The organism is Thermosipho africanus Ob7 (assembly GCF_003351105.1).
GTDB lineage: Bacteria > Thermotogota > Thermotogae > Thermotogales > Fervidobacteriaceae > Thermosipho > Thermosipho africanus.
In genome coordinates this window covers 193,952-213,359 of the sequence record NZ_NKRG01000002.1, presented here as the reverse complement: position 1 = coordinate 213,359, position 19,408 = coordinate 193,952, and the positions used below count along the sequence as shown (strand labels likewise).

Sequence of the window (19,408 nt, the reverse complement as noted above, 5' to 3'; positions counted from 1 at the left end):
AAAATGGGGTATTTTAAGGTAAAAAATTCAATATTAAATGGAAATGTAAGAATTTCAGGTGCAAAAAATTCTGCTTTACCTATTTTGGCGGCTACTATATTGAGTTCAGAAAAATTAGAGATTGAAAATGTTCCAGATCTTTTAGATGTTCAGACAATGATAGAGATATTGAGAAAAATTGGAAAGAAAGTAATATTTGAAAATAATAAAGTTACTTTAAATGGAACAGTAGAAAATCATGTTGTTCCATATGATTTGGTCAGAAAAATGAGAGCTTCTTTTAATGTTGCAGGACCGCTTGCTGTTATTCTTGGTGAAAGCAAGGTTTCTCTCCCAGGTGGGTGTGCTATAGGAGTTAGACCGGTTGATTATCATATAATGGGATTAAAAAAATTGGGATTTGAAGTTGAGATAGAACATGGGGAAGTATACATAAAAAAGGGCAAAAAGGAAAAAGAGGTAATTATTAATCTTCCATTCCCAAGTGTTGGTGCAACAGAACATTTAATGACGACTGCAGCTTTAATGGAAGGAACTACTGTTATAGAAAATGCTGCTATGGAGCCAGAGATAGTTGATCTTCAAAACTTTCTAAATTCTTTAGGTGCAAGAATTCAAGGAGCGGGAAGTAGGAAAATAGTAATTGAAGGGGTTAACTCATTAAATGGCGGAAGCTACAAAGTAATTCCAGATAGAATCGAGGCAGGAACGTATGCTATTGCAATAGCTGCAACCGGTGGAAAGGGTTATATAGAGGAAATAATCCCAGAACATTTGGAAATATTATGGGAAATTCTTAAAGAAACAGGTACGAATGTAATCATTGAAAAGAACAGAGTTTTTGTAGATGGAGAAGGTAAAAAGAGAGGAATAAATATAAATATTCAACCTTATCCTGGTTTTCCTACCGATCTTCAACCACAAATTTTAGTTTATCTTTCATTGGCTGATGGTGTTAGCATGGTTGTGGAAAATGTTTTTAAAAATCGATTTCATCATATTGATGAACTTGTTAGAATGGGAGCAGACATAAGAGTTGTTGATGGTACAGCTATTGTCAATGGAGTAAAAAAATTAAGTGGAACTAAAGTTGAAGGAACAGATTTGAGGGCAACAGCTGCTTTAATAATTGCTGGCCTTGTTGCCGAAGGTACTACTGAGGTTCATAATGATTTTCATGTTTTAAGAGGTTATGAAAATATTGTTGAAAAAATTAGACATTTAAATGGAGAAATTGAACATATAGTTTGAGGTGATTTTCTTTGAAAAGAAAGTTGTTATTATTCTTATTAGATGTTCTTGCAACCATTATTGCTGGTGTAGTAGCTTTGTTTATAAGGTTTGGTTTTGATTTTGTTGAAATGGATAAGTATAATGAGTCTATCTATTTCTATGTTATTATAGCTGCAGTTGTTTATGTTTTAAATGGAAATTACAAGATAGTTTGGAGATACGCTAATCAAAAAGATTTTTTGATTATTTTCAGAGGAACACTTTTTTCTTATCTACTAACAGTTATGTTTTTTCACTTTTATAGATCATTTGTTTTGCCTAGATCTGTTGGAATGATTACTTTTCTTGGCTCTTTTATGTTTATTTTAACGGGAAGACTTCTGTACCAATTTTTTGTGCAAACATCCAAAAATCACACCAGAAAATTTTTGATTGTAGGTACTGAAAATATGGCGGTTTCTTTGGCAGAAGATATTGAAAAAAACAAAGTAGGTGAAATAGTAGCTTTTGTAGATGATGATAAATCTAAAATTGGAAGAACTATTATGGGTAAAAAAGTCTATGGCCCAATTTCTAAAATTGGTGAACTTTCAAAGGTCATAGATTTTGATGAATTAATAATTGCAATTCCTGGAATTACAAGTAATAAGGTAAATCAAATAGTAGATTTAGTTGATTTGAGTAAAGTAAAAGTAAAAATTATTCCTTCTTTTGAGGAAATTCTTAGTGAAAAAGTAAAGATAGATGATATAAGGAATATTTCACTTGAAGATATTATTGGAAGAAAACCTATTGATGTAAATTTGCAAGAAATTGGTGAATATTTAAAAGATAAAGTTGTTTTAGTTACAGGAGCAGGAGGAAGTATCGGGAGTGAGCTTTGTAGACAAATTGTTATTCAAAAACCTAGGAGTTTGATATTATTAGGTAGAGGCGAAAATAGTATATATGAAATTTCTGAAGAATTGAATGAGAAATACGCAGATGTTGAAATTTTTAGAGCAATTGGTGATGTAGAAAACAGAGAATGGATGGAAAAAATTTTTGAAAAGTTCAAACCAGATATAGTTTTTCATGCGGCAGCTCACAAGCATGTACCTTTGATGGAAGAAAATCCTTATGAAGCAATAAGAGTAAATGTCTTTGGTACAATAAATTTGGCAGATATATCATGTAAGTTTAATGTAGAAAAATTTGTTTTTATTTCAACTGACAAAGCAGTTAATCCAACGTCATTTATGGGATTGAGTAAAAGGATAGCTGAACTTTATATATTATCTAAGAAATGTTCTACAAGATTTTCAATTGTAAGATTTGGTAATGTTATAGGAAGTGCGGCAGTGTGCTTTGGAAATTTAAAAAACAAATTGAACAGGGAAAGCCAGTAACTATAACACATCCTGATATGAGGCGTTACTTTATGAGTATTCCAGAAGCAGTTTCACTAGTTTTAGAATCAACGATCTTAAATGGTAATCTTTTTGTTTTAGATATGGGGGAACAAATTCCAATTGAGGAGATTGCTAGAAAACTTGGAAAGATCTTAGGAAAAGACAATATAGAAATTGTTTATACGGGAATTCGCAGAGGTGAAAAATTGTATGAAGAATTATTTTATCCATATGAAGTGGCAAATAGAACCAAACATCCGAAAATTTTTAGTGTAAAATATGATAAACCTTTCAATGAAGACGAAATAAAGAAAAATTCTCTTGAAATTTTAGAAAATTTGAAGGGTTTTAATTTCGAAAAAGCGTGCGAATATGCAAGAAAATTGGTTCCAGAATTTAAATTTAGAGGAGGAATAGAATGAGATTTATTGATAGTTTTACGGTAAAATATGTAAGAAAGAATAAGAAGGATTATTTAGCAAAAATTGTTAAAAATCTTTCTGAATATCATGAAAATGGCCTGAAATGTGAGATTAAATCTAATCAAAATTTTGGTAGAATAAAGCTAGAATTATATGAAACTTCAAAAGAGGGCGAATTAATTTTATTTAAGGGTTTATTTTTTTCAAATATTGATGATTTTGAATTTTCTGAAGTAAGGGTATTTTCAGAAAAACTTTTATTAAATAATAGTCTTGTTTCTGATGTGATTGTATCTGAGATTTCTGATAACGTTATAAAAGGTCTTATTTATGACAATGATGTTGTTTATGTGGTTTTGGATGAAAATAAAACTAAAGAAATGACTAATAATGAAATTTCATACTTGGTTTTAAAATACTTAGTTGAGAATATTTTTGAAGAAGAATTTAGAAAAGATGATTATGAATTAGAAATTGAAACTGAGATTACAGACTTTTTCATGTGAGGTGTGGTTATGTTAATGGGGTTTATCTTATTGGGATTGGGGATTTTAATATTATTTTCGGTATTTTTCTCCTTCTCATATTCTTTTATTTTTCTAATTGGGTTTCTTATAATTGGATTTGGGATTTACAAATTAATAAGAAGTTTTCCAAAAGGTATCGCTGCTATAATTGTTGGAAGTATTATTGTTGCTAGTGCTTTTGGAAAAATTCATTTTGATGTTTTGGAGTTTATAGTGATTTTAATTAGTTCTGGATTAATAGAAGTAGGCTTAGATTTGATTGTAAAGAAAAAGGGATGAAGCTATGATATAATAATTTTTGCAATAAATATAAACTGGAGGTGGGCGAATGGGTGCTGTTGATAAAAAAAGAACTATTTCTTTGATAGGTCATAATGGATCAGGAAAGAGTGTGTTATTGTCTAGTATGCTTTTTAATGCTGGAGTACTTGATAAAATAGGAAATAAAGATATTGATTATGATCCAATTGAGGGTGAAAAAGGTTCGAGTCTATCCTCACATATTGCCTCTTTTAATTTTGATGGTACTCAATATACGGTTATAGATACTCCAGGCTTTAGTGATTTTGTTGGAGAAGTAATTAATGCGATCTTTGTTACGGAAAATATTGTATCAGTTGTCAATGCCACAGCTGGAGTTGAAATTCAAACTGAAAGAACTTGGGCAATTGCAGAAGAAATGAAAAAACCAATTGCTGTTTTTATAAATCAAATGGATAAAGAAAGAGCAAATTTTGAAGAATCACTTGAAAGTTTAAAAGAAAGATTTGAGAAAAATTTTGTTCCAATTTTTTATCCTATTGGGGCAGAAGATAGTTTTAAAGGAATTGTTGATATTTTCTCTTCGAAAGCTTTCGTCTATGAAAATGGTAAAGCAAAAGAAGTTGAAGTTCCAGCGGAATTAAAAGATAAAATTGAAGAATTGAAATCTTCAATGATTGAAGATATAGTTTCTCTTGATGAAGAATTAATGGAAAGGTATTTTAATGATGAAGAAATATCAGCTGAAGAATTATTAAAAACTTTAAAAAAGGGATATAAAACTGGAGAGATAGTACCTGTATTTTGCGGTTCAGCTGAAAAAAATATTGCTGTAGATCAATTCCTAAAAGTAATGACTATTTTAGGAGTAAATCCATCTGAGGGGAATTCCTATAAAGCTGTTTTAGAAACTGGTGATGAAGTTGAAGTAGCGCCAGTTGAAGATGAACCAATTGTTGCTTATACTTTTAAAGCAATTGTTGATCAATTTGTTGGAAAATTGAGCTTTTTAAAAATAATCAGTGGAAAATTAACTTCTGGGGATACACTTATAAATGTGAATAAGGGAACAAGTGAAAAAATCGGACATTTATATTTCCCTGTTCTTAAGAATACCAACGAAGTTTCAGAGGCTTCATGTGGAGATATTATAGTCATTCCTAAATTAAAGGAAAGTTCAGTTGGAGATACAATGACCCATAAAGATAGAAAACTTAAGATAGTACCACCAGAATTTCCAGAACCAATGATTTCAAAGAGTATAAATCCAAAATCCAAATCTGATATTGATAAGATCAGTAACGGGCTTGCAAGACTTGCAGACTCTGATCCAACATTTAGTTGGGAATTTGATCCAGAAACTTCTGAAACAGTTATCTCTGGAATTGGAAATATCCATTTGGATGTAATGGTTGAAAGGCTTAAGAACATTTTTGGTGTTGATGTTGAGGTTGGTAAGCCAAAGATCGCTTATAGAGAGACAATAATGGGAAAGGCCATTGGAGAACACAAACACAAAAAGCAAACAGGTGGACATGGACAATATGGACATGTTAAGATAGAAATTGAGCCACTTGAAAGAGGAAAAGGATTTGAATTTGTTGATAAGATAGTTGGTGGAGTAATTCCAAAGAACTTTATACCTTCAGTGGAAAAAGGTATAAGAGAGGCGATGAAGAAGGGATCGCTTGCAGCATATCCAGTCGTTGATATTAGAGTTACGTTGTTTGATGGTTCATATCATGAAGTTGATTCTTCAGATATTTCATTCCAAATAGCTGCAATTCAAGCATTTAGAAAAGCCTTTGAGCAGGCAAAACCTGTATTATTGGAACCAGTTATGGAAGTTTCCGTATTTGTTCCAGATGAGAATGCTGGTGATGTAATGGGAGAAATTAGTTCAAGAAGGGGAAGACCTCATGGAATGGAGCCAGCAGGAAAAGGTATTACAAAGATTACTGCAGAAGTTCCACTAGCTGAAATGTTAGACTTTTCCGGAAGATTGTCTTCAATTACAAGTGGTAGGGGATACTTTACAATGAAATTTTCAAAATATGATATAGTTCCACCAAATGTGCAAGAAAAAATTATTCAAGAAAGAAAACGTGAATTAGAACAAGAATAAAATTTTTATATGTAAGTAAAAATGAGGCGCAACTATGCGCCTCATTTTTTTTTAAGGAAAAGTGTTTGAATCTATAGAAAAATACTATGGACAAAGTATAACTTGGAGGGTCGATATGGAAAAAAAAGGAAAATTTCTAAAATTTTTAGTTGCATTCATTATAGCTGTGTTGTTTTTTTCTAATTTAATATTTATTTCTTATTTTAAGTTTCAGCTAAATCAAGTTTATGGAATTGATGAAGGTATTTTTTCTAATTTTAAGAGTTATTCAGCTTACTTATTGTCAAAAATACCATTGGTAAATAAATTTGTTAAATATGAACCTTTAAGTATAAATGAGCCAAAAAAATATTTTGAAGAAGTTTTGGAAAGTTACAAGAAAAATATTGAGGAGTTAATAAAGCAATCTGAGGAAAAGTTAAAAGAAGCAGAAAAATTAAAGCAAGAAAATGAGTTATTGTATAAAACATTAAAGTCAATAGAGGATGAATGGAAAGAAAGGAAAATTAAAGAAGAAATTTCGAAAGTTGAAGTGGTTAAGAAAGTTGAAAATTTAGATAGCTTAGTTGAAATATTTAAAAATGGTGACTCAAAAGAACTTTTGCCTTTAATGAATAGCGAGAAAGTTGATGTAAAAACTTTAGCTGTTGTATTTCAAAAACTTTCACCTGATTTAAGAAGTGAAATGGTACAATCTTTAGCCTCGGTAAATCCAACAAAAGCTGCATCAGTGGTTAATACAATATACAATGTCGAAGAGATTTTAAAGGAAGTTAATAGTAAAATAAAGGAATTAGAAGATTTTTACGCAAAATTGTATGAAAGAGAAAGCCAATTAATATCTCTTGAAGGTTTCAATAAAGCTATAAAAAGTTACATTTTAAATTTAACAGAGGAAGAAATAAAAGCTTTTATAAATCAATATCAAGAATCTCCTAAGATAGTAGCCTATATATTGTCCAATCTAGAGCCTAGTAAATCAAGAAATATACTTAAATGGTTGAAAGAAAATAATGAAAAATTATTTATTGAGATAATAAAACTTGGTGGTGGGATCGAATGAACTTTTTGATGCAGATTGTTAATATAAAAAAAGGTTCTAATTTAAAATTAACAACAAATGAAAAAATAAAAGATAATCAAAACTTTAAAGGTTTTGAGCAAGCGCTGCTTGAAACAAAAAAGAAAGTTATGGCTAATTTCCTTTCTAAAAGAGTATTTGAAATATCTAGTAGCATGAAAAAAGAATTAACAACTCCTGCTACGGAGTTAAAGAAAGCTATAGAAAGTTTATCATTGACAAATAATAGGCAAAATGGAGCTGGGAAATTAAATGATTTAGGTGGAAAAAATGCAATTATTAAGAATGATACTAACAAAGTTATAGAAAAAAATACCAACGCACTGGATGCAGAGAAAAAAATAGTTATTGAAAATAGTAAAATTCTATCATTGAAAAAATTAGAAAAAAATTCTAAACTGAGAGATAAAGAATTTGAAACCAAAATGAGTAAAAAAGAACAAGAATTTATTTTAAAAGAAATTAAAAGTATTAACAAAAAGGTTATTGTTGATGAAAGTAAAAATAATTTGCCAATTAAAACAAATTTAGATTCAAGTATTGAAAATATCGATATAAAGAAAATTAGTAATAAAAAAGAAATAAAAATAATTCCTAATTCTAAAGATAATAAAGCTAAAGCTGAAATTGTTTCAAAAACAGATGTGGTAAAAAAGCTAATAATCAATGAAAGAAAATTAATAAAGGACGATAGATTAAAAAAGGAAATTTCGAAAGTTGAAGTGGCTAAAAAAGTCGAAAATTTAATTCAAAAAGATATCAAAGATAAGGTAATTGTTAAAGACAAAGATTTAAACAAAATTCAATTGGAAGATAAGTTTAAATCAAAAATTCAGTTCATTGAAGATGTAGAGCAAAAAATAAAAAGTAGTATAGGTTTAGAAAGTGGAACTTTTTTAAATGAAAAAAAAGTTGAAAGTGATACTAAAAATCTTTATTCGAAAAAAAGTAATGAAAAGATTTATGGTCTAGAAAATAAAAAAATAATTGAAGGTGTATTGAAGAAAGGAAAAATAATTAGTAAAAATTTTGTGGATAGAGTTTTAAACATACCAGATAACAATAAAAAAATTGTTGTTATTAATGAAAAAGAAATAAATCTAAAAAAAGGTGAAAAACTAATAATTTTAATAGATCCAAATAAATTGTTAAATTTAGAGAGTAAAACAACTAAATACGAATATAAAAAAGTTTTGAAAAATAATTTAACTTCAAGGAAAATAACATGGAATGATAAATTGGAGAGAATTCCTTTAGTTTTAAAAATTAATTTAAAAGATTTTGTAAAAGGTAGTAATGAGATAAAAGATAATTTTGAAGGTTTGAATGAAAAAGATAATATAAAGTTAAAAATTTCAAGCAAAAAGTTTTTGATATTGGATAATAAAGTTAATGTTGATAGTGTTTTTCCAAATGATAGCACCATAAAAGCTGTTGTTTTACAGCCGATGATAGTCAATATATTAGATAATAAAGAAAATTTTGAAAGTATCAGAAAATTGGATAGTCTGATGTTGAAAAAAGAACATACTGGGCATTTAAAAATTGATTTAAAGTCTATAAAGAAAAATGTGGAAACTTTGAATGAATTAATTAGGAAAATGGAAAGTGTTTCGAAGAATAATAAAAGTGAGGTAAATGTAAAGTTTGTTTTTGAACGAGAAAATAAAATTTCAAAATTGAAAAGTGAATTTAGTGATATAAAACCAAAAGTTTCTAATAATATAAAAGAGTTTTATGCCAAAAAAAGTTACCAATCTCTTTCGCATATTGATGAGAATATTGTGAGGTCTGGCGATTTACAAACTGGGAAGGTAGATTTGAATCAGAAGGTAGAAATTGAAACTCAAAATAGAAATATAGAGAATATTTACAAAAAAGTTGTTGAAATGATAAATTTTAAGGGAGAAATAATTAAAGAAAAAGCGGTTATAAATTTAGAACATCCTGCTTTTGGAAAAATGGAAATAAATTTGGAAAAGGTAAAAGATGAAATAGTTGTAAAGTTTGTATTTGATAATAGTGATTCAAAGGAAATTATAGAAAAGGGATTGGTTAATTTAAGAGAAAGATTATTAAATGTAGGTTTAGAAGTAAAAGAATTTAATTTAGAAGTTAAAGAAGAGCAAGAATGGTACGAGGATGAAAATCAGCATCCTAATGAAGATCAACAACAAGAGCAAAAGAGAAGACAAAAAAGGTGGGTGAAGCAAGATGATGAATTGGGTTTCGATGGATAATATATACAATTTGAGTACAAATTCAAAAAAACAAGAAATAAAAAAGGAATTAGACAAAGAAGCTTTTTTGGAACTTTTAGTAACTCAATTAAAAAATCAAGATCCATTAGAACCATTGAAAGACAGAGAATTTATTGCCCAAATGACACAGCTATCCACATTAGAACAGATTACTAATATGAGCGAGTCTGTACAGAAGTTTGTTGAAAGTTCTGCTTCATTGTATAGAGCTCAAGCTTCTTCCATGGTTGGAAAGTATGCAGTTGTAAAATCTAATGTGTTAGAGCTATCAAACGGGACAACATCGACTCAAGTTTTCAAATTAGAGTCTCCATCGCATGTTATTTTAAAAATTTACGATGAGAATGGAAAATTGGTTCGTCAAGAAGATTTGGGTAATTTGAGTGAAGGAATGCAGACTTTTCTTTGGGATGGTAGAAGCGATGATGGTGTGATGCTTCCTGATGGGAAATATACTTTCAATCTTTATTCAGTACAACCTGATGGAAATTTAGAGGAAATTTCTGCTATGGATGGAGGAAAAGTGGAAGCAGTACAATTTAGGGATAATGATGTTTATGTTCTAGTAAATGGAAATTTGTATCCTATAAGTTCAATAATAGAAATTTCGCAAGAGGGGTGAAATAGATGATTAGGTCAATTTATAGTGGTGTTACAGGATTGCAAGGATTTCAACAAGCAATTGATGTTGTTGGAAATAACATTGCAAATGTTAGTACAATTGGCTTTAAAGCTTCTAGGGTTACTTATGCAACGACCTTTTCCCAAGTATTAGAATTATCTAAAAGAGCCACAGAATTAACAGGAGGTACAAATCCAAAGCAAATTGGTTATGGTGTTAAGGTAGCATCTATTGATAAAATCATGTCACAAGGAAGTTTTCAAAATACTGGAAAGAAAACAGATTTAGCAATTCAAGGAGATGGCTTTTTCATTTTAAAAGATGGTTCAGGAAAGATATATTATACAAGAGCTGGTAATTTTGATTTGGATGTAAATGGTACATTGGTACAAGCATCTTCAGGACTTAAATTACAAGGATGGGTTGCAGAACCGGATCCAGAATCAGGAAAGAGATTTGTTGATACTAATAAGCCAATATCAGATATTCAAATTTCTGCAGGTCTTTCAATGGCTGCTAAAAAAACATCTTATATGACTGTTGCTAATAATCTTGATGCAAGAGTTGGGCCTAGCAAAACAGTTATGACACTTTCTGGTTATGGAGGAAATTCTGTAGATGTAAAAATACTTTTTGACCGTGAAAGTGGGGCATTGCAAGAACCATTCTCAGATTACCAGATTTATAGAGCAAAGGTTTATAGTGGAAGTGATGATTCTGTTGATGGAGAAATTTATATTAAATTTGATAAATTTGGAAATGTAGTTCAATCTGGAGCGATAAAGCAATCACTTTCTGCAACAGCAACGACTGATGGAAGCTTAACTTTGAACAATATTCAACAAGATGATGGAAATTATACGTTTATTATAAAAGATTCAAACGGAAGTATTTTGGATGTTCAAACTTCGAGTGTTTCAAGTGGTAATGCAACAATTTCATCTGAAAAAATTGTTAATGGTGGAAATTATATCGTAGAAATAGCAAACGATGTTGTTGACTTGCAAACTCCTGGGTATGTATTATCAACGGAAACTCCAACTAGTGTTGCAGCAAATCAGATAGACTTTACATATAATGGAACAACTACCTCTTCACCTATAAAAGTATTTGTAAGAGACGGAAATGGTAATTTAGTGGGAGAGTATAGCTTAAATAATATAACAAATGGAACTTCATATAGTTTATCAGGAGTTTTTAATCCAAGTGGAACGTATACAATAGAAGTAGTAAGAGAAGATACTGTTAATAGTGTAGTAGTACCTGGTAGTGGTGAACCTAGATTTTATGAGGCAGATAATCCAACAAATTTTGCAGTTTCTGAATTTAATTCTCCATTTTACACAACTTCAGTGCAAGTTTATGATACATTAGGAAATGCCTATACTTTGTATATAGATTTTGTAAAACTTTCAGCAAATTACTATGACGGTACAGACACTTTCAAAAATGCTTGGGCTTTTAGAGTAAGAAACGCAAGTGGGGAAAATATTAAATATCTTTCTAATTATGAAACAGGTCAAGAAATTACTAGTGGAACAGCTGGTGTTATGACATTTGATGAAAGCGGAAGATTTACTGGCATTTATGCTTTCGATCCTTCTACTGGCAAGGTAAATAGAGGTGAATCAATAGATGCTATAAAATTTGATGCCGGTGAAAATGGAGATGGAGAAGTAAAGATAAAGTTAAATTTGACTGGAATAACTCAATTTGCAGCAACTTCTGATGCTTATGTTACAGAACAAAATGGTAATGCTCAAGGAACTCTAGAATCTTTCTCAATAGCTGAAAATGGAGATATAATTGGAACATTTAGTAATGGGCTTACTGATAAGCTAGGAAAAGTAGCACTTGCTATATTTAATAATCCTGCTGGTTTATTGGAAGCTGGGAATTCATTATATACAGAAAGTGCAAACAGTGGAGGAGCAATAATTAGACAACCAGGTTTTGGTGGTTCTGGTTCTCTAATATCAGGTGCATTAGAGATGTCAAATGTAGATTTATCAGAAGAATTTACAAAATTAATTATTGCACAGAGAGGTTTTCAGGCAAATGCTAGAGTTGTAACAACTGCTGACCAAATTCTTCAAGAAGTTGTTAATTTGAGACGATAATAATTGAGGAGTGATTTTTATAATTTTACTTACTTCATTATCAGGACAGCAATTTTATTTAAATGCAGATTATATCGAAAAAGTAGAAGAGCTTCCTGACACTACAATAACTTTGTACAACGGAAAAAAATATATAGTTTCAGAAGATGCTAAGACAGTTATAGAAAGAATTATTGAATATAAAAAGAAGATTTTGAATATTCCTCCTTTATTTAAGGACGGTGATGATTAATGGATATAGCATTAATTGGTGGTATTGGTATAGCTTTTGCTATGGTTGTCTTTGGAATTGTTTCTGGTGGTGGAGATTTTGCCGCGTTTATTAATATTCCATCCATTGTTATAGTTATTGGTGGTTCTATTGGTGCTGCAATTGCAGCAAATCCGAAAGATATTGGTTTTAAAATTGTTCAGATAGCACTTGAAGCTTTGAGAGAACCAAAAACCGATTATGTAAATTTGTTAAAAACGTTAGTATCTTTGTCAGAAAAAGCAAGAAGGGAAGGTCTCTTATCACTTGAAGAAAATATAGAGCAACTCGATGATCCATTTATGAAAAAAGGTCTTCAACTTTTAGTTGATGGTACAGAACCTGAAGTTTTAAAATCAATGCTTGAAATAGAAGTTGAAGTTGCTAGTAATGAAATGAATTTGAAGAAGGGATTATTTGAAGCAATTGGAGCATATGCTCCTGCGTTTGGAATGATAGGAACTTTGATAGGGTTGATACAAATGCTTAAGAGCCTTAATGATCCTAACTCGTTAGGTCCTTCAATGGCAGTTGCATTAATTACTACATTGTATGGTTCTATAATGGCAAATGCTATGGCTCTTCCTATAGCAGAAAAAATTGCAAAAAGGGTAATAAGTTTTGAAATGGAAAAAACGATGATTTTAGAAGGAATTTTGTCAATTCAAGCTGGTGAAAACCCAAGAATATTGGAGGAAAAATTAAAGTCCTTCTTACCAGATGCTGTAAAAGCTCAGTATGAAGCAGCTACTCAGGAGGCGGGCGCATAATAATGGCTAAAAAACAAGAATGCCCAAAGGGTGCTCCGCTTTGGATGACAACATACGGAGATATGGTGACCCTTTTACTAACATTTTTTGTTTTGCTATTTGCAATGTCAAGTATTAGTCCAGGAAAATTTCAACAGGTTGCAGTTGGATTAACATCGGCGTTAAATGGTAATCCACCAAGTGTTCTTACAGGAGGAAAATCTTTGCAGACTGAGCCTTTGATATCGCAAAATCCGGGTGTATATCAGGAGATATTGAAAATTTCAGAAGAGTATAAAGGAAAAGTAACAGTAGAGGAAAGAGACGAAGGTACGTTAATTACAATTAGCGATTTGGATATATTTAATCCCGGTAGTGCGCGTTTAACTGCCGAAGCAAAAAAATTATTAGAAAAATTAGGAGCAGTAATTATTGAACATACAACAAATGTTTTAGAAATATATGGATACGCTAATGAAATTCCTGTACCAGAAAATTCTATTTACCAATCAAACTGGCATTTAAGTTCCGCAAGAGCATCAAGTGTTGTTTACTTTTTTACTACAGAACTAAAGCAAAAGAGAACTCTTGAAAGAATTGCAGATATACAATTGGGAAGATTCGACCCAGATTACTATTATGCAGCTGAAAGATTTTTGCCAATTGGAAAGGGAGATATTGAAATTCAAAAGGAAATAAAAGCATTAAGAAATTTGTACGAATTTGAACTTGAAGAGATGAGAAAAAAATTAGTTGCTGGTGAAATAACAAGAGAAGAATGGAATAATTTTGTAGCACAAAAAACTGAAGAAACAGATAATAAGATAAGACAATTAAGAGAGAAGTATAGAAGAATTGATATTTTAATTAAACGTGAACTTGCAAAATAGGAGGGATTTTAATGCCAGAAGAAGAAATCCAAGAAGGACAACAACCTAAAAAAAAGAAAGGAATAATGGGGTTATTAGGACCTATTTTGATACCGCTTGTGATTTCATTAGTTGTTAGTGTTGCAGTGGTAATGTTTTTGGGTAATAATACTCAAGTCCAAACTGAGAAAACAACTACTACGACCACTACGACAGCAGTTCCAATAAAAGCAGTAGTTATTCAACCAGGAACCTATCAGACATTTATGTTAAAAGGTGGTAAAGAGGTTGCTGTAATAGATTCTTTATCTTTTAAAGTTGGAAGCGACCAATGTAGAAGTTTAATTGCTGAAAAAAATGATGAAATTATGGATGCATTAATGTTGATATTTTTGAGTAAAGAAAGAACAGAGATAAATACTCCAGCTGGGATTGAACTTTTAAAAAAGCAAATTAAAAACGCTGTTAACGAAATTACCGGCTTTGTTGGTGAAAAAGAAAAGGAAGGGGTAATTGATGTATATTTGTATATAAAGGCCGTTAGTTCCGTTCAATAATTGAGGTGATAAAATGTCTGATGTTTTGAGCCAAGAAGAAATAGATCGATTACTGCAAGCGGTTAATCAAGGGGAAGTATCAATTGAAGAAGTAAAAAAAGAAGAGGAAGAAAAAAAAGTAAGAACATATGATTTTTTAAGGCCTAGAAAATTTTCAAAGGAGCAAGAGAGAACTTTACAAATGCTCCATGAAAATTTTGCAAGGAGCCTTTCAACTTATTTTTCAGGGCGTCTTCGTAGCTTTGTAGCAGTTGATTTGGTCGGTCTTGATCAGATGACTTATGATGAATTTGTAAAGTCAATTCGCAATCCTTCATATATAGCAGTTTTTTCTGCCAAAGAATTTGTTGGAAGTGCAATTTTGGATATAGATTTAGAAATATTTTTTGGGGTATTAGAAATATTGCTGGGAGGACCTGGTATGAATGTGGAAATTAACAGGCCTCCAACAGATACTGAAATTGAAGTAATGAGAAAAGAAGTAGTAAATATTTTAACTAACTTGGCACAAGCATGGAGTACCGTTTATTCTTTTACACCAGTTATTGAAGCAATTGAAACAAATCCACAATTTGTTCAAATTGTTGCTTCAAATGAAATGGTTCTTGTAATTACATTGTTGTTAAAAATAGAAAATATTGAGGGATATATTAATATTTGTTGGCCATCATCTTTGATTGAACCTATTGGTGAAAAATTAACTACTCAAAGTTGGTTTAAGACCAAGCAAAAAATAGTTTCTGAAGAAGACATGAAAGCATTACGTGAAAATTTAGCAAGAACAATTGTTGAACTTTCGGTAGCTGTTGGTGAGACTAATTTAACACTCTGGGATATACTGAACTTAGAGGTTGGAGATGTTATAAGATTAGATACTTTTAAAGAAGATCCTTTAAAAATTAAATTAAATGGTAAAGATAAATTTTTAGGTGTCCCAGGAGTATTTAAAGGAAAATATGCGGTAAAGATTGTTGAGGTTCTCGATGAGGAGGAGATAAAATGATGGGTGATGAACAATTTTTATCCCAGGAGGAATTAGATTCATTACTTAATCAATTAAATGAAGATGAAGATTTAACTGAGATAGAAAAAGATATGTTTGGTGAAATAGGGAATATTATAATGGGGAGTGGAACTACTGCGCTTTCAACTTTGCTTGGGAGGAAAGTTGATATTACTGTTCCCACAGTTGATTTGAAAAAAATTTCAGAAATAAAAAAAGAAGTTACAGGAAAAAATGCAGTAGTTTCCATACATTTTAAAGGTGCAATAGAGGGTCTAAATGCTCTTATTATTCCGCAAATGTTGGTTGCACAAATAGCTAACATAATGATGGGTGGAACGGGAGAAGTTGAAAATGAAGAAGTTGATGAAATCTCATTAAGTGCTGTCTCAGAAGCTATGAATCAGATGATGGGAGCTGCAGCAACTTCCCTTTCTGACATGTTAAAAAAGCCTGTGGATATTACTCCACCAACTGTTGAATTGATTGATTTTGATGGTGACAACGTTAATTTCCCACCTATTGCAACTAGTGATGATGCGGTTGTAGCGAAGGTTAATTTTAAGCTTGTAATAGAAGGTTTAGAGCCAGCTGATTTCTTTTTAGCAATGCCTCCAGAGTTTGTTAAAAAATTGTATAGTATGATTTTTGAAAGCGAAAAACAAGAAAAGGTAGAATCGAGTGCAGCAGGAACTTCTTCACCTGTTTCTACTCAAAATTATGCCGAGCATTCTGCTACAACTACAAAAAATGTAGAGAAAAATCCTGTTTCGGTATCTCCAGTGCAATTTCAATCTTTTGAAAGTGGCGGAACTGTAAAATCAACAGGAGAAATACCTGATAGAATACAGGCACTTCTTGATATTCCACTTAATGTTGTAGTTGAGCTTGGAAAGACAAAACTTACTTTAAAGCAAGTTATGGAATTATCAGTAGGTTCTCTAATTGAATTGGATAAGCTTACTGGAGAGCCAGTTGATATTATTGTAAATGGTAAACTAATTGCCCGTGGCGAAGTTGTAGTAATTGATGAAAATTTTGGAGTAAGGATTACGGAAATTGTAACACCTCAGGAGAGATTTTATACACTAGAATAACTCCCTTCAGTGTTGAAGGGAGTTTTTTTAATATGATATTTTTTCAAGTATTTTATCACACAACTTTCCTTTATAACCATTCTCATTTGAAAGCTCACTTAGTAATCTAACTAGGCTGAAAAAGCTGTCTTTTGGAACAGAATTTGAAAATTTGATTAAATTTTCTGCAATTATTTCTGCTTTTTCATGTAATTTTTTTGCATTTTCTTCATCAAGATTTGAAAAAAAGTCAATTATTCTTAGAATTATTGAATTAGCTTCATGTAGTTCTAATTTGTCTGGAATAACTCCTTCTAATAGCAATTGATTTGCGGTAGGAATATTTAAGAAGAGGTTTTCCGTAAATATTTTTGCTGCTTCTGGCCCGAGTATTCCAGAGGCAAGTTGATATCCAAAAATTTTTTTCTCCTCATCGGAAAGTTTTTTGAATACATTTCCAAGCTTATGCCAGCTTCTTGGGCTTGGTTTTATGGTTGTCTTTAGTGATATATGATTTGGAGAATATAAAAATTCAGGATTTTTTTCAATGAATTTTATTATTTCATTTGGAATATCGTTTTTTTGTGCCCAATTTAACCATTCTTCAAGGTCAGGTGTAATTTCAAGGATAAAGAATCTTGACAAAAATGCAGGATCAGTTATTAAATCTACCTGGTCATATTCTTCATCAGGAGGATTCATAGAAGCTACAATCCAAGTGCCTTCTGGCAATATGTGATTATGAATTCTTTTGTCAACCAAGAGCTGCATAATAGCGTTCCTAATGCTTCTATGAGATCTATTGATTTCATCTAAGAAAAGTATTGTTTGATTATTTTTAGGCCACCAATCAGGTTCAAGAAAAACTGTTTTATCATCTTGCCTTGAGGGTAGTCCTATTAAATCTCCAGGTTCCATTTGTGAAAGAACTAAAATAATTAATTCTCTGTTTTTCTCACGAGCGATTTCTCTAATTATATCGGTTTTACCTACACCAAAATGGCCAACTAAAAGTGGTATTTCACCGCTTTCCATTATTTTGCGGGCTAGAGTTTTTGCTTCTAAAAGTGTCAAGTTGAGCACCTCCCAGTTCTTCGATGAGTTCTTCTATTAGTGTTTCTTCTTTAAAAGTTTCAGTTAAACCGTATATATAAGATCTTCCACTTTTTTTTCTTTTAATTACGCCGCTATAAAGTAGCTGTTTTAAAATGTTTGTAGAATCTTTCCCACGGATTCCATCTATTTCCTTTTTTGTTGCTTCTTTCTTTGTTGCAAGAAGTATTACAATTTCAAGTTGTTGATTTGTAAGAGTGCTTAAAGAACGTCTTTTTACAACTTTTTCAATATATGAAGAATACTGCTTTTTCGTGTAAAATTTTAAATATCCATCTATGTTTTTTAATTCAATTCCAGATTCAGAATTATTGTTATATTTTGAATAGAGATGTTTTATAATCTTATTTATTTCATCCTGATCAATATTTGTTAGTTCGCTGAGTTTTTGAATAGATATTCCTTTTGATGCAAATATAATTGCTTCGATTAGTGCAATTTTTTCTTTTTCCATAGACTAAACACTCCTAATGTAAAATTCTTCATCTAAAGTTATTTTTTTAAGTTTAATTAGTTCTAGTATTGCAAGAAAGTACATTATAATTTCATACTTGCTATTTAAGTTTTTAAGAATTTCATATAAGTTTTTGTTGATATTAGAATTTAGAACCTTACTCATTATAGTTTCGATTGTGATTTCTTCTTTTTTGATTTTATATACTTTTTGCTTTAATTCAACTTCTTTTATAGCATTTTTTATTATATCTTTTAACTTTTTTTCGTTAATTTTCGGAAAAACAGTTTTTACAGAAACTGGCATTTTTTCAATATTTAAATTTTCGCTATTTTTAACTTTTTCGACTAAATCTTTTAAGGCTGCATATTGCTCAACTTGTGAATAAAATTTTTCTTTGGATATTTTAAAAGACTCATCCTCACTGCTTCTTGGTAGAAGACTTTTTGATTTTAACTCCATTAAATAAGAAGCAGTGACTATAAATTCAGAAGTTATATTAAGATTTAAATTCTTCATTTGTTGTAAATACTCATAAAACTCATCAGCAAGCTGAGAAAGAGGAATATCCCTAATACTTAGTTTCTTCTTTTTTACTAAATATATTATTAAATCTAATGGACCTTCAAATTCTTGGAATTTAAATACTAATTCCATTAAAAACCTTCTTCTTCAATGATAGATATGTATTTGATATTATATATTTCAAGTAAATTTGCTACTGATTCAGGATCTTCACATTGAATTTTTATAGAAACCTGTCTTTTGTTGTCGTCTTTGAGAGTAAGAATTGATAAAATGTTCATTTTATTATTTGCAAGAACATCTATTACTCTTTTTAGTTCACCAGGTTTATCTTCAAGTTCTAAAATTATTCTGGTTCCTTGTTCATCCATTGCTGAAAGTTCAATAAATGCTTCAAGTACCTCTTGGACAGTTAAAACTCCAATAACTTCTGCGTTATTGTTTACAACTGGAAGAACTTGATCTTTGTTTTCTATTAACATTAGTGCTGCTTCTTCGACATTTGAATCTTCGACTACATAAAAATCTGGAAAAGTTACATACATATCGATTTTTTCGTCGAGTTCTGAATCTCTGATACTCGATTTGTAAACAACACCCTCGAACTTGTCATTTTCATCTAATACTATACAATAATCACAGGAAAATTCTCTCATTTTTCTTAAAGCATTTCCTATTTCTTCGTCTTTTTTTACTGTTGGAAAGTGTTGTAAAACCCATTTTTTTACATTCATATTTTGCCCTCCTCTTTTTACTAAGTAAATAATTT

At 30.6% G+C, this 19,408-nt stretch carries 18 protein-coding genes and 1 pseudogene; 15 read left to right on the top strand and 4 right to left on the bottom strand.

The genetic code is table 11. From position 1 onward, the window contains the following. Positions 1 to 3 precede the first annotated feature (3 nt). The 15 genes and pseudogenes from murA (at position 4) to fliY (ending at position 16,568) form a co-directional block, all read left to right on the top strand. Positions 4 to 1,251: a UDP-N-acetylglucosamine 1-carboxyvinyltransferase gene (gene murA, locus OB7_RS03510; RefSeq protein WP_114702539.1), complete on the top strand. Its 1,248-nt coding sequence runs from the start codon at positions 4 to 6 to the stop codon at positions 1,249 to 1,251. 110 nt (positions 1,252 to 1,361) lie between these two features. Next, a pseudogene (locus tag OB7_RS03505) lies at positions 1,362 to 3,046 on the top strand (polysaccharide biosynthesis protein). After that, on the top strand, positions 3,043 to 3,552 hold the full coding sequence (locus OB7_RS03500) for a hypothetical protein (protein ID WP_012580307.1): 510 nt from the start codon (positions 3,043 to 3,045) through the stop codon (positions 3,550 to 3,552). The pseudogene OB7_RS03505 and the gene OB7_RS03500 overlap by 4 nt, the downstream one beginning before the upstream one ends. A gap of 9 nt (positions 3,553 to 3,561) precedes the next feature. Beyond that, the gene (locus OB7_RS03495) at positions 3,562 to 3,852 is read left to right on the top strand and encodes a LiaF transmembrane domain-containing protein (protein WP_249030999.1); all 291 of its coding nucleotides are present in this window, start codon (positions 3,562 to 3,564) and stop codon (positions 3,850 to 3,852) included. A gap of 49 nt (positions 3,853 to 3,901) precedes the next feature. Continuing rightward, on the top strand, positions 3,902 to 5,959 hold the full coding sequence (gene fusA, locus OB7_RS03490; protein ID WP_114702538.1) for an elongation factor G: 2,058 nt from the start codon (positions 3,902 to 3,904) through the stop codon (positions 5,957 to 5,959). Between the two features lie 115 nt (positions 5,960 to 6,074). Continuing rightward, positions 6,075 to 7,022, top strand: a complete 948-nt coding sequence (locus OB7_RS03485) for a hypothetical protein (protein ID WP_114702537.1) — start codon at positions 6,075 to 6,077, stop codon at positions 7,020 to 7,022. After that, complete coding sequence (fliK, locus tag OB7_RS03480; protein ID WP_114702536.1) at positions 7,019 to 9,280, top strand: flagellar hook-length control protein FliK; 2,262 nt, start codon at positions 7,019 to 7,021, stop codon at positions 9,278 to 9,280. Before OB7_RS03485 ends, fliK begins: the two co-directional genes overlap by 4 nt. Beyond that, positions 9,255 to 9,923 (top strand): flagellar hook assembly protein FlgD, encoded by a 669-nt coding sequence (locus OB7_RS03475; protein ID WP_012580312.1) that lies wholly within the window; start codon positions 9,255 to 9,257, stop codon positions 9,921 to 9,923. Before fliK ends, OB7_RS03475 begins: the two co-directional genes overlap by 26 nt. A 5-nt stretch (positions 9,924 to 9,928) precedes the next feature. After that, a complete protein-coding gene (locus tag OB7_RS03470; RefSeq protein ID WP_012580313.1) occupies positions 9,929 to 12,043 on the top strand; it encodes a flagellar hook-basal body complex protein in 2,115 nt (704 codons plus the stop codon). Between the two features lie 19 nt (positions 12,044 to 12,062). Beyond that, positions 12,063 to 12,275, top strand: coding sequence for a flagellar FlbD family protein (locus OB7_RS03465; RefSeq protein WP_041427341.1), 213 nt, complete (start codon positions 12,063 to 12,065; stop codon positions 12,273 to 12,275). Then, complete coding sequence (locus OB7_RS03460) at positions 12,275 to 13,063, top strand: motility protein A (RefSeq protein WP_012580315.1); 789 nt, start codon at positions 12,275 to 12,277, stop codon at positions 13,061 to 13,063. The genes OB7_RS03465 and OB7_RS03460 overlap by 1 nt, the downstream gene beginning before the upstream one ends. A gap of 2 nt (positions 13,064 to 13,065) precedes the next feature. Next, a complete protein-coding gene (locus OB7_RS03455; protein WP_004102432.1) occupies positions 13,066 to 13,932 on the top strand; it encodes a flagellar motor protein MotB in 867 nt (288 codons plus the stop codon). A gap of 11 nt (positions 13,933 to 13,943) precedes the next feature. Further along, complete coding sequence (locus OB7_RS03450) at positions 13,944 to 14,468, top strand: flagellar basal body-associated FliL family protein (protein WP_114702535.1); 525 nt, start codon at positions 13,944 to 13,946, stop codon at positions 14,466 to 14,468. A gap of 13 nt (positions 14,469 to 14,481) precedes the next feature. Continuing rightward, on the top strand, positions 14,482 to 15,471 hold the full coding sequence (gene fliM, locus OB7_RS03445) for a flagellar motor switch protein FliM (RefSeq protein ID WP_114702534.1): 990 nt from the start codon (positions 14,482 to 14,484) through the stop codon (positions 15,469 to 15,471). Further along, complete coding sequence (fliY, locus tag OB7_RS03440; protein WP_012580318.1) at positions 15,471 to 16,568, top strand: flagellar motor switch phosphatase FliY; 1,098 nt, start codon at positions 15,471 to 15,473, stop codon at positions 16,566 to 16,568. The genes fliM and fliY overlap by 1 nt, the downstream gene beginning before the upstream one ends. A gap of 27 nt (positions 16,569 to 16,595) precedes the next feature. Here fliY and OB7_RS03435 read toward each other — a convergent pair whose 3' ends face one another. Genes OB7_RS03435 through OB7_RS03420 form a run of 4 tightly spaced genes read right to left on the bottom strand, consistent with a single transcriptional unit; the run spans position 16,596 to position 19,373 of the window. Then, a complete protein-coding gene (locus OB7_RS03435; RefSeq protein ID WP_170128440.1) occupies positions 16,596 to 17,621 on the bottom strand; it encodes an AAA family ATPase in 1,026 nt (341 codons plus the stop codon). Further along, positions 17,569 to 18,114, bottom strand: coding sequence for an SMC-Scp complex subunit ScpB (gene scpB / locus OB7_RS03430; protein ID WP_012580320.1), 546 nt, complete (start codon positions 18,112 to 18,114; stop codon positions 17,569 to 17,571). The genes OB7_RS03435 and scpB overlap by 53 nt, the downstream gene beginning before the upstream one ends. 3 nt (positions 18,115 to 18,117) lie before the next feature. Next, positions 18,118 to 18,771, bottom strand: coding sequence for a segregation and condensation protein A (locus tag OB7_RS03425; RefSeq protein ID WP_012580321.1), 654 nt, complete (start codon positions 18,769 to 18,771; stop codon positions 18,118 to 18,120). Then, a complete protein-coding gene (locus OB7_RS03420) occupies positions 18,771 to 19,373 on the bottom strand; it encodes a CBS domain-containing protein (protein WP_012580322.1) in 603 nt (200 codons plus the stop codon). The genes OB7_RS03425 and OB7_RS03420 overlap by 1 nt, the downstream gene beginning before the upstream one ends. Positions 19,374 to 19,408: the final 35 nt, after the last annotated feature.

Excerpts from the sequence above, each read along its gene's own strand:
- OB7_RS03475 (WP_012580312.1), top strand. The coding sequence starts at position 9,255 with ATGATGAATTGGGTTTCGATGGATAATATATACAATTTGAGTACAAAT.
- OB7_RS03495 (WP_249030999.1), top strand. The coding sequence starts at position 3,562 with ATGTTAATGGGGTTTATCTTATTGGGATTGGGGATTTTAATATTATTT.
- fliY (WP_012580318.1), top strand. The coding sequence starts at position 15,471 with ATGGGTGATGAACAATTTTTATCCCAGGAGGAATTAGATTCATTACTT.
- fliK (WP_114702536.1), top strand. The coding sequence starts at position 7,019 with ATGAACTTTTTGATGCAGATTGTTAATATAAAAAAAGGTTCTAATTTA.
- fliM (WP_114702534.1), top strand. The coding sequence starts at position 14,482 with ATGTCTGATGTTTTGAGCCAAGAAGAAATAGATCGATTACTGCAAGCG.
- OB7_RS03455 (WP_004102432.1), top strand. The coding sequence starts at position 13,066 with ATGGCTAAAAAACAAGAATGCCCAAAGGGTGCTCCGCTTTGGATGACA.
- OB7_RS03500 (WP_012580307.1), top strand. The coding sequence starts at position 3,043 with ATGAGATTTATTGATAGTTTTACGGTAAAATATGTAAGAAAGAATAAG.
- murA (WP_114702539.1), top strand. The coding sequence starts at position 4 with ATGGGGTATTTTAAGGTAAAAAATTCAATATTAAATGGAAATGTAAGA.
- fusA (WP_114702538.1), top strand. The coding sequence starts at position 3,902 with ATGGGTGCTGTTGATAAAAAAAGAACTATTTCTTTGATAGGTCATAAT.
- scpB (WP_012580320.1), bottom strand. The coding sequence starts at position 18,114 with ATGGAAAAAGAAAAAATTGCACTAATCGAAGCAATTATATTTGCATCA.
- OB7_RS03485 (WP_114702537.1), top strand. The coding sequence starts at position 6,075 with ATGGAAAAAAAAGGAAAATTTCTAAAATTTTTAGTTGCATTCATTATA.
- OB7_RS03420 (WP_012580322.1), bottom strand. The coding sequence starts at position 19,373 with ATGAATGTAAAAAAATGGGTTTTACAACACTTTCCAACAGTAAAAAAA.
- OB7_RS03460 (WP_012580315.1), top strand. The coding sequence starts at position 12,275 with ATGGATATAGCATTAATTGGTGGTATTGGTATAGCTTTTGCTATGGTT.
- OB7_RS03425 (WP_012580321.1), bottom strand. The coding sequence starts at position 18,771 with ATGGAATTAGTATTTAAATTCCAAGAATTTGAAGGTCCATTAGATTTA.
- OB7_RS03470 (WP_012580313.1), top strand. The coding sequence starts at position 9,929 with ATGATTAGGTCAATTTATAGTGGTGTTACAGGATTGCAAGGATTTCAA.
- OB7_RS03450 (WP_114702535.1), top strand. The coding sequence starts at position 13,944 with ATGCCAGAAGAAGAAATCCAAGAAGGACAACAACCTAAAAAAAAGAAA.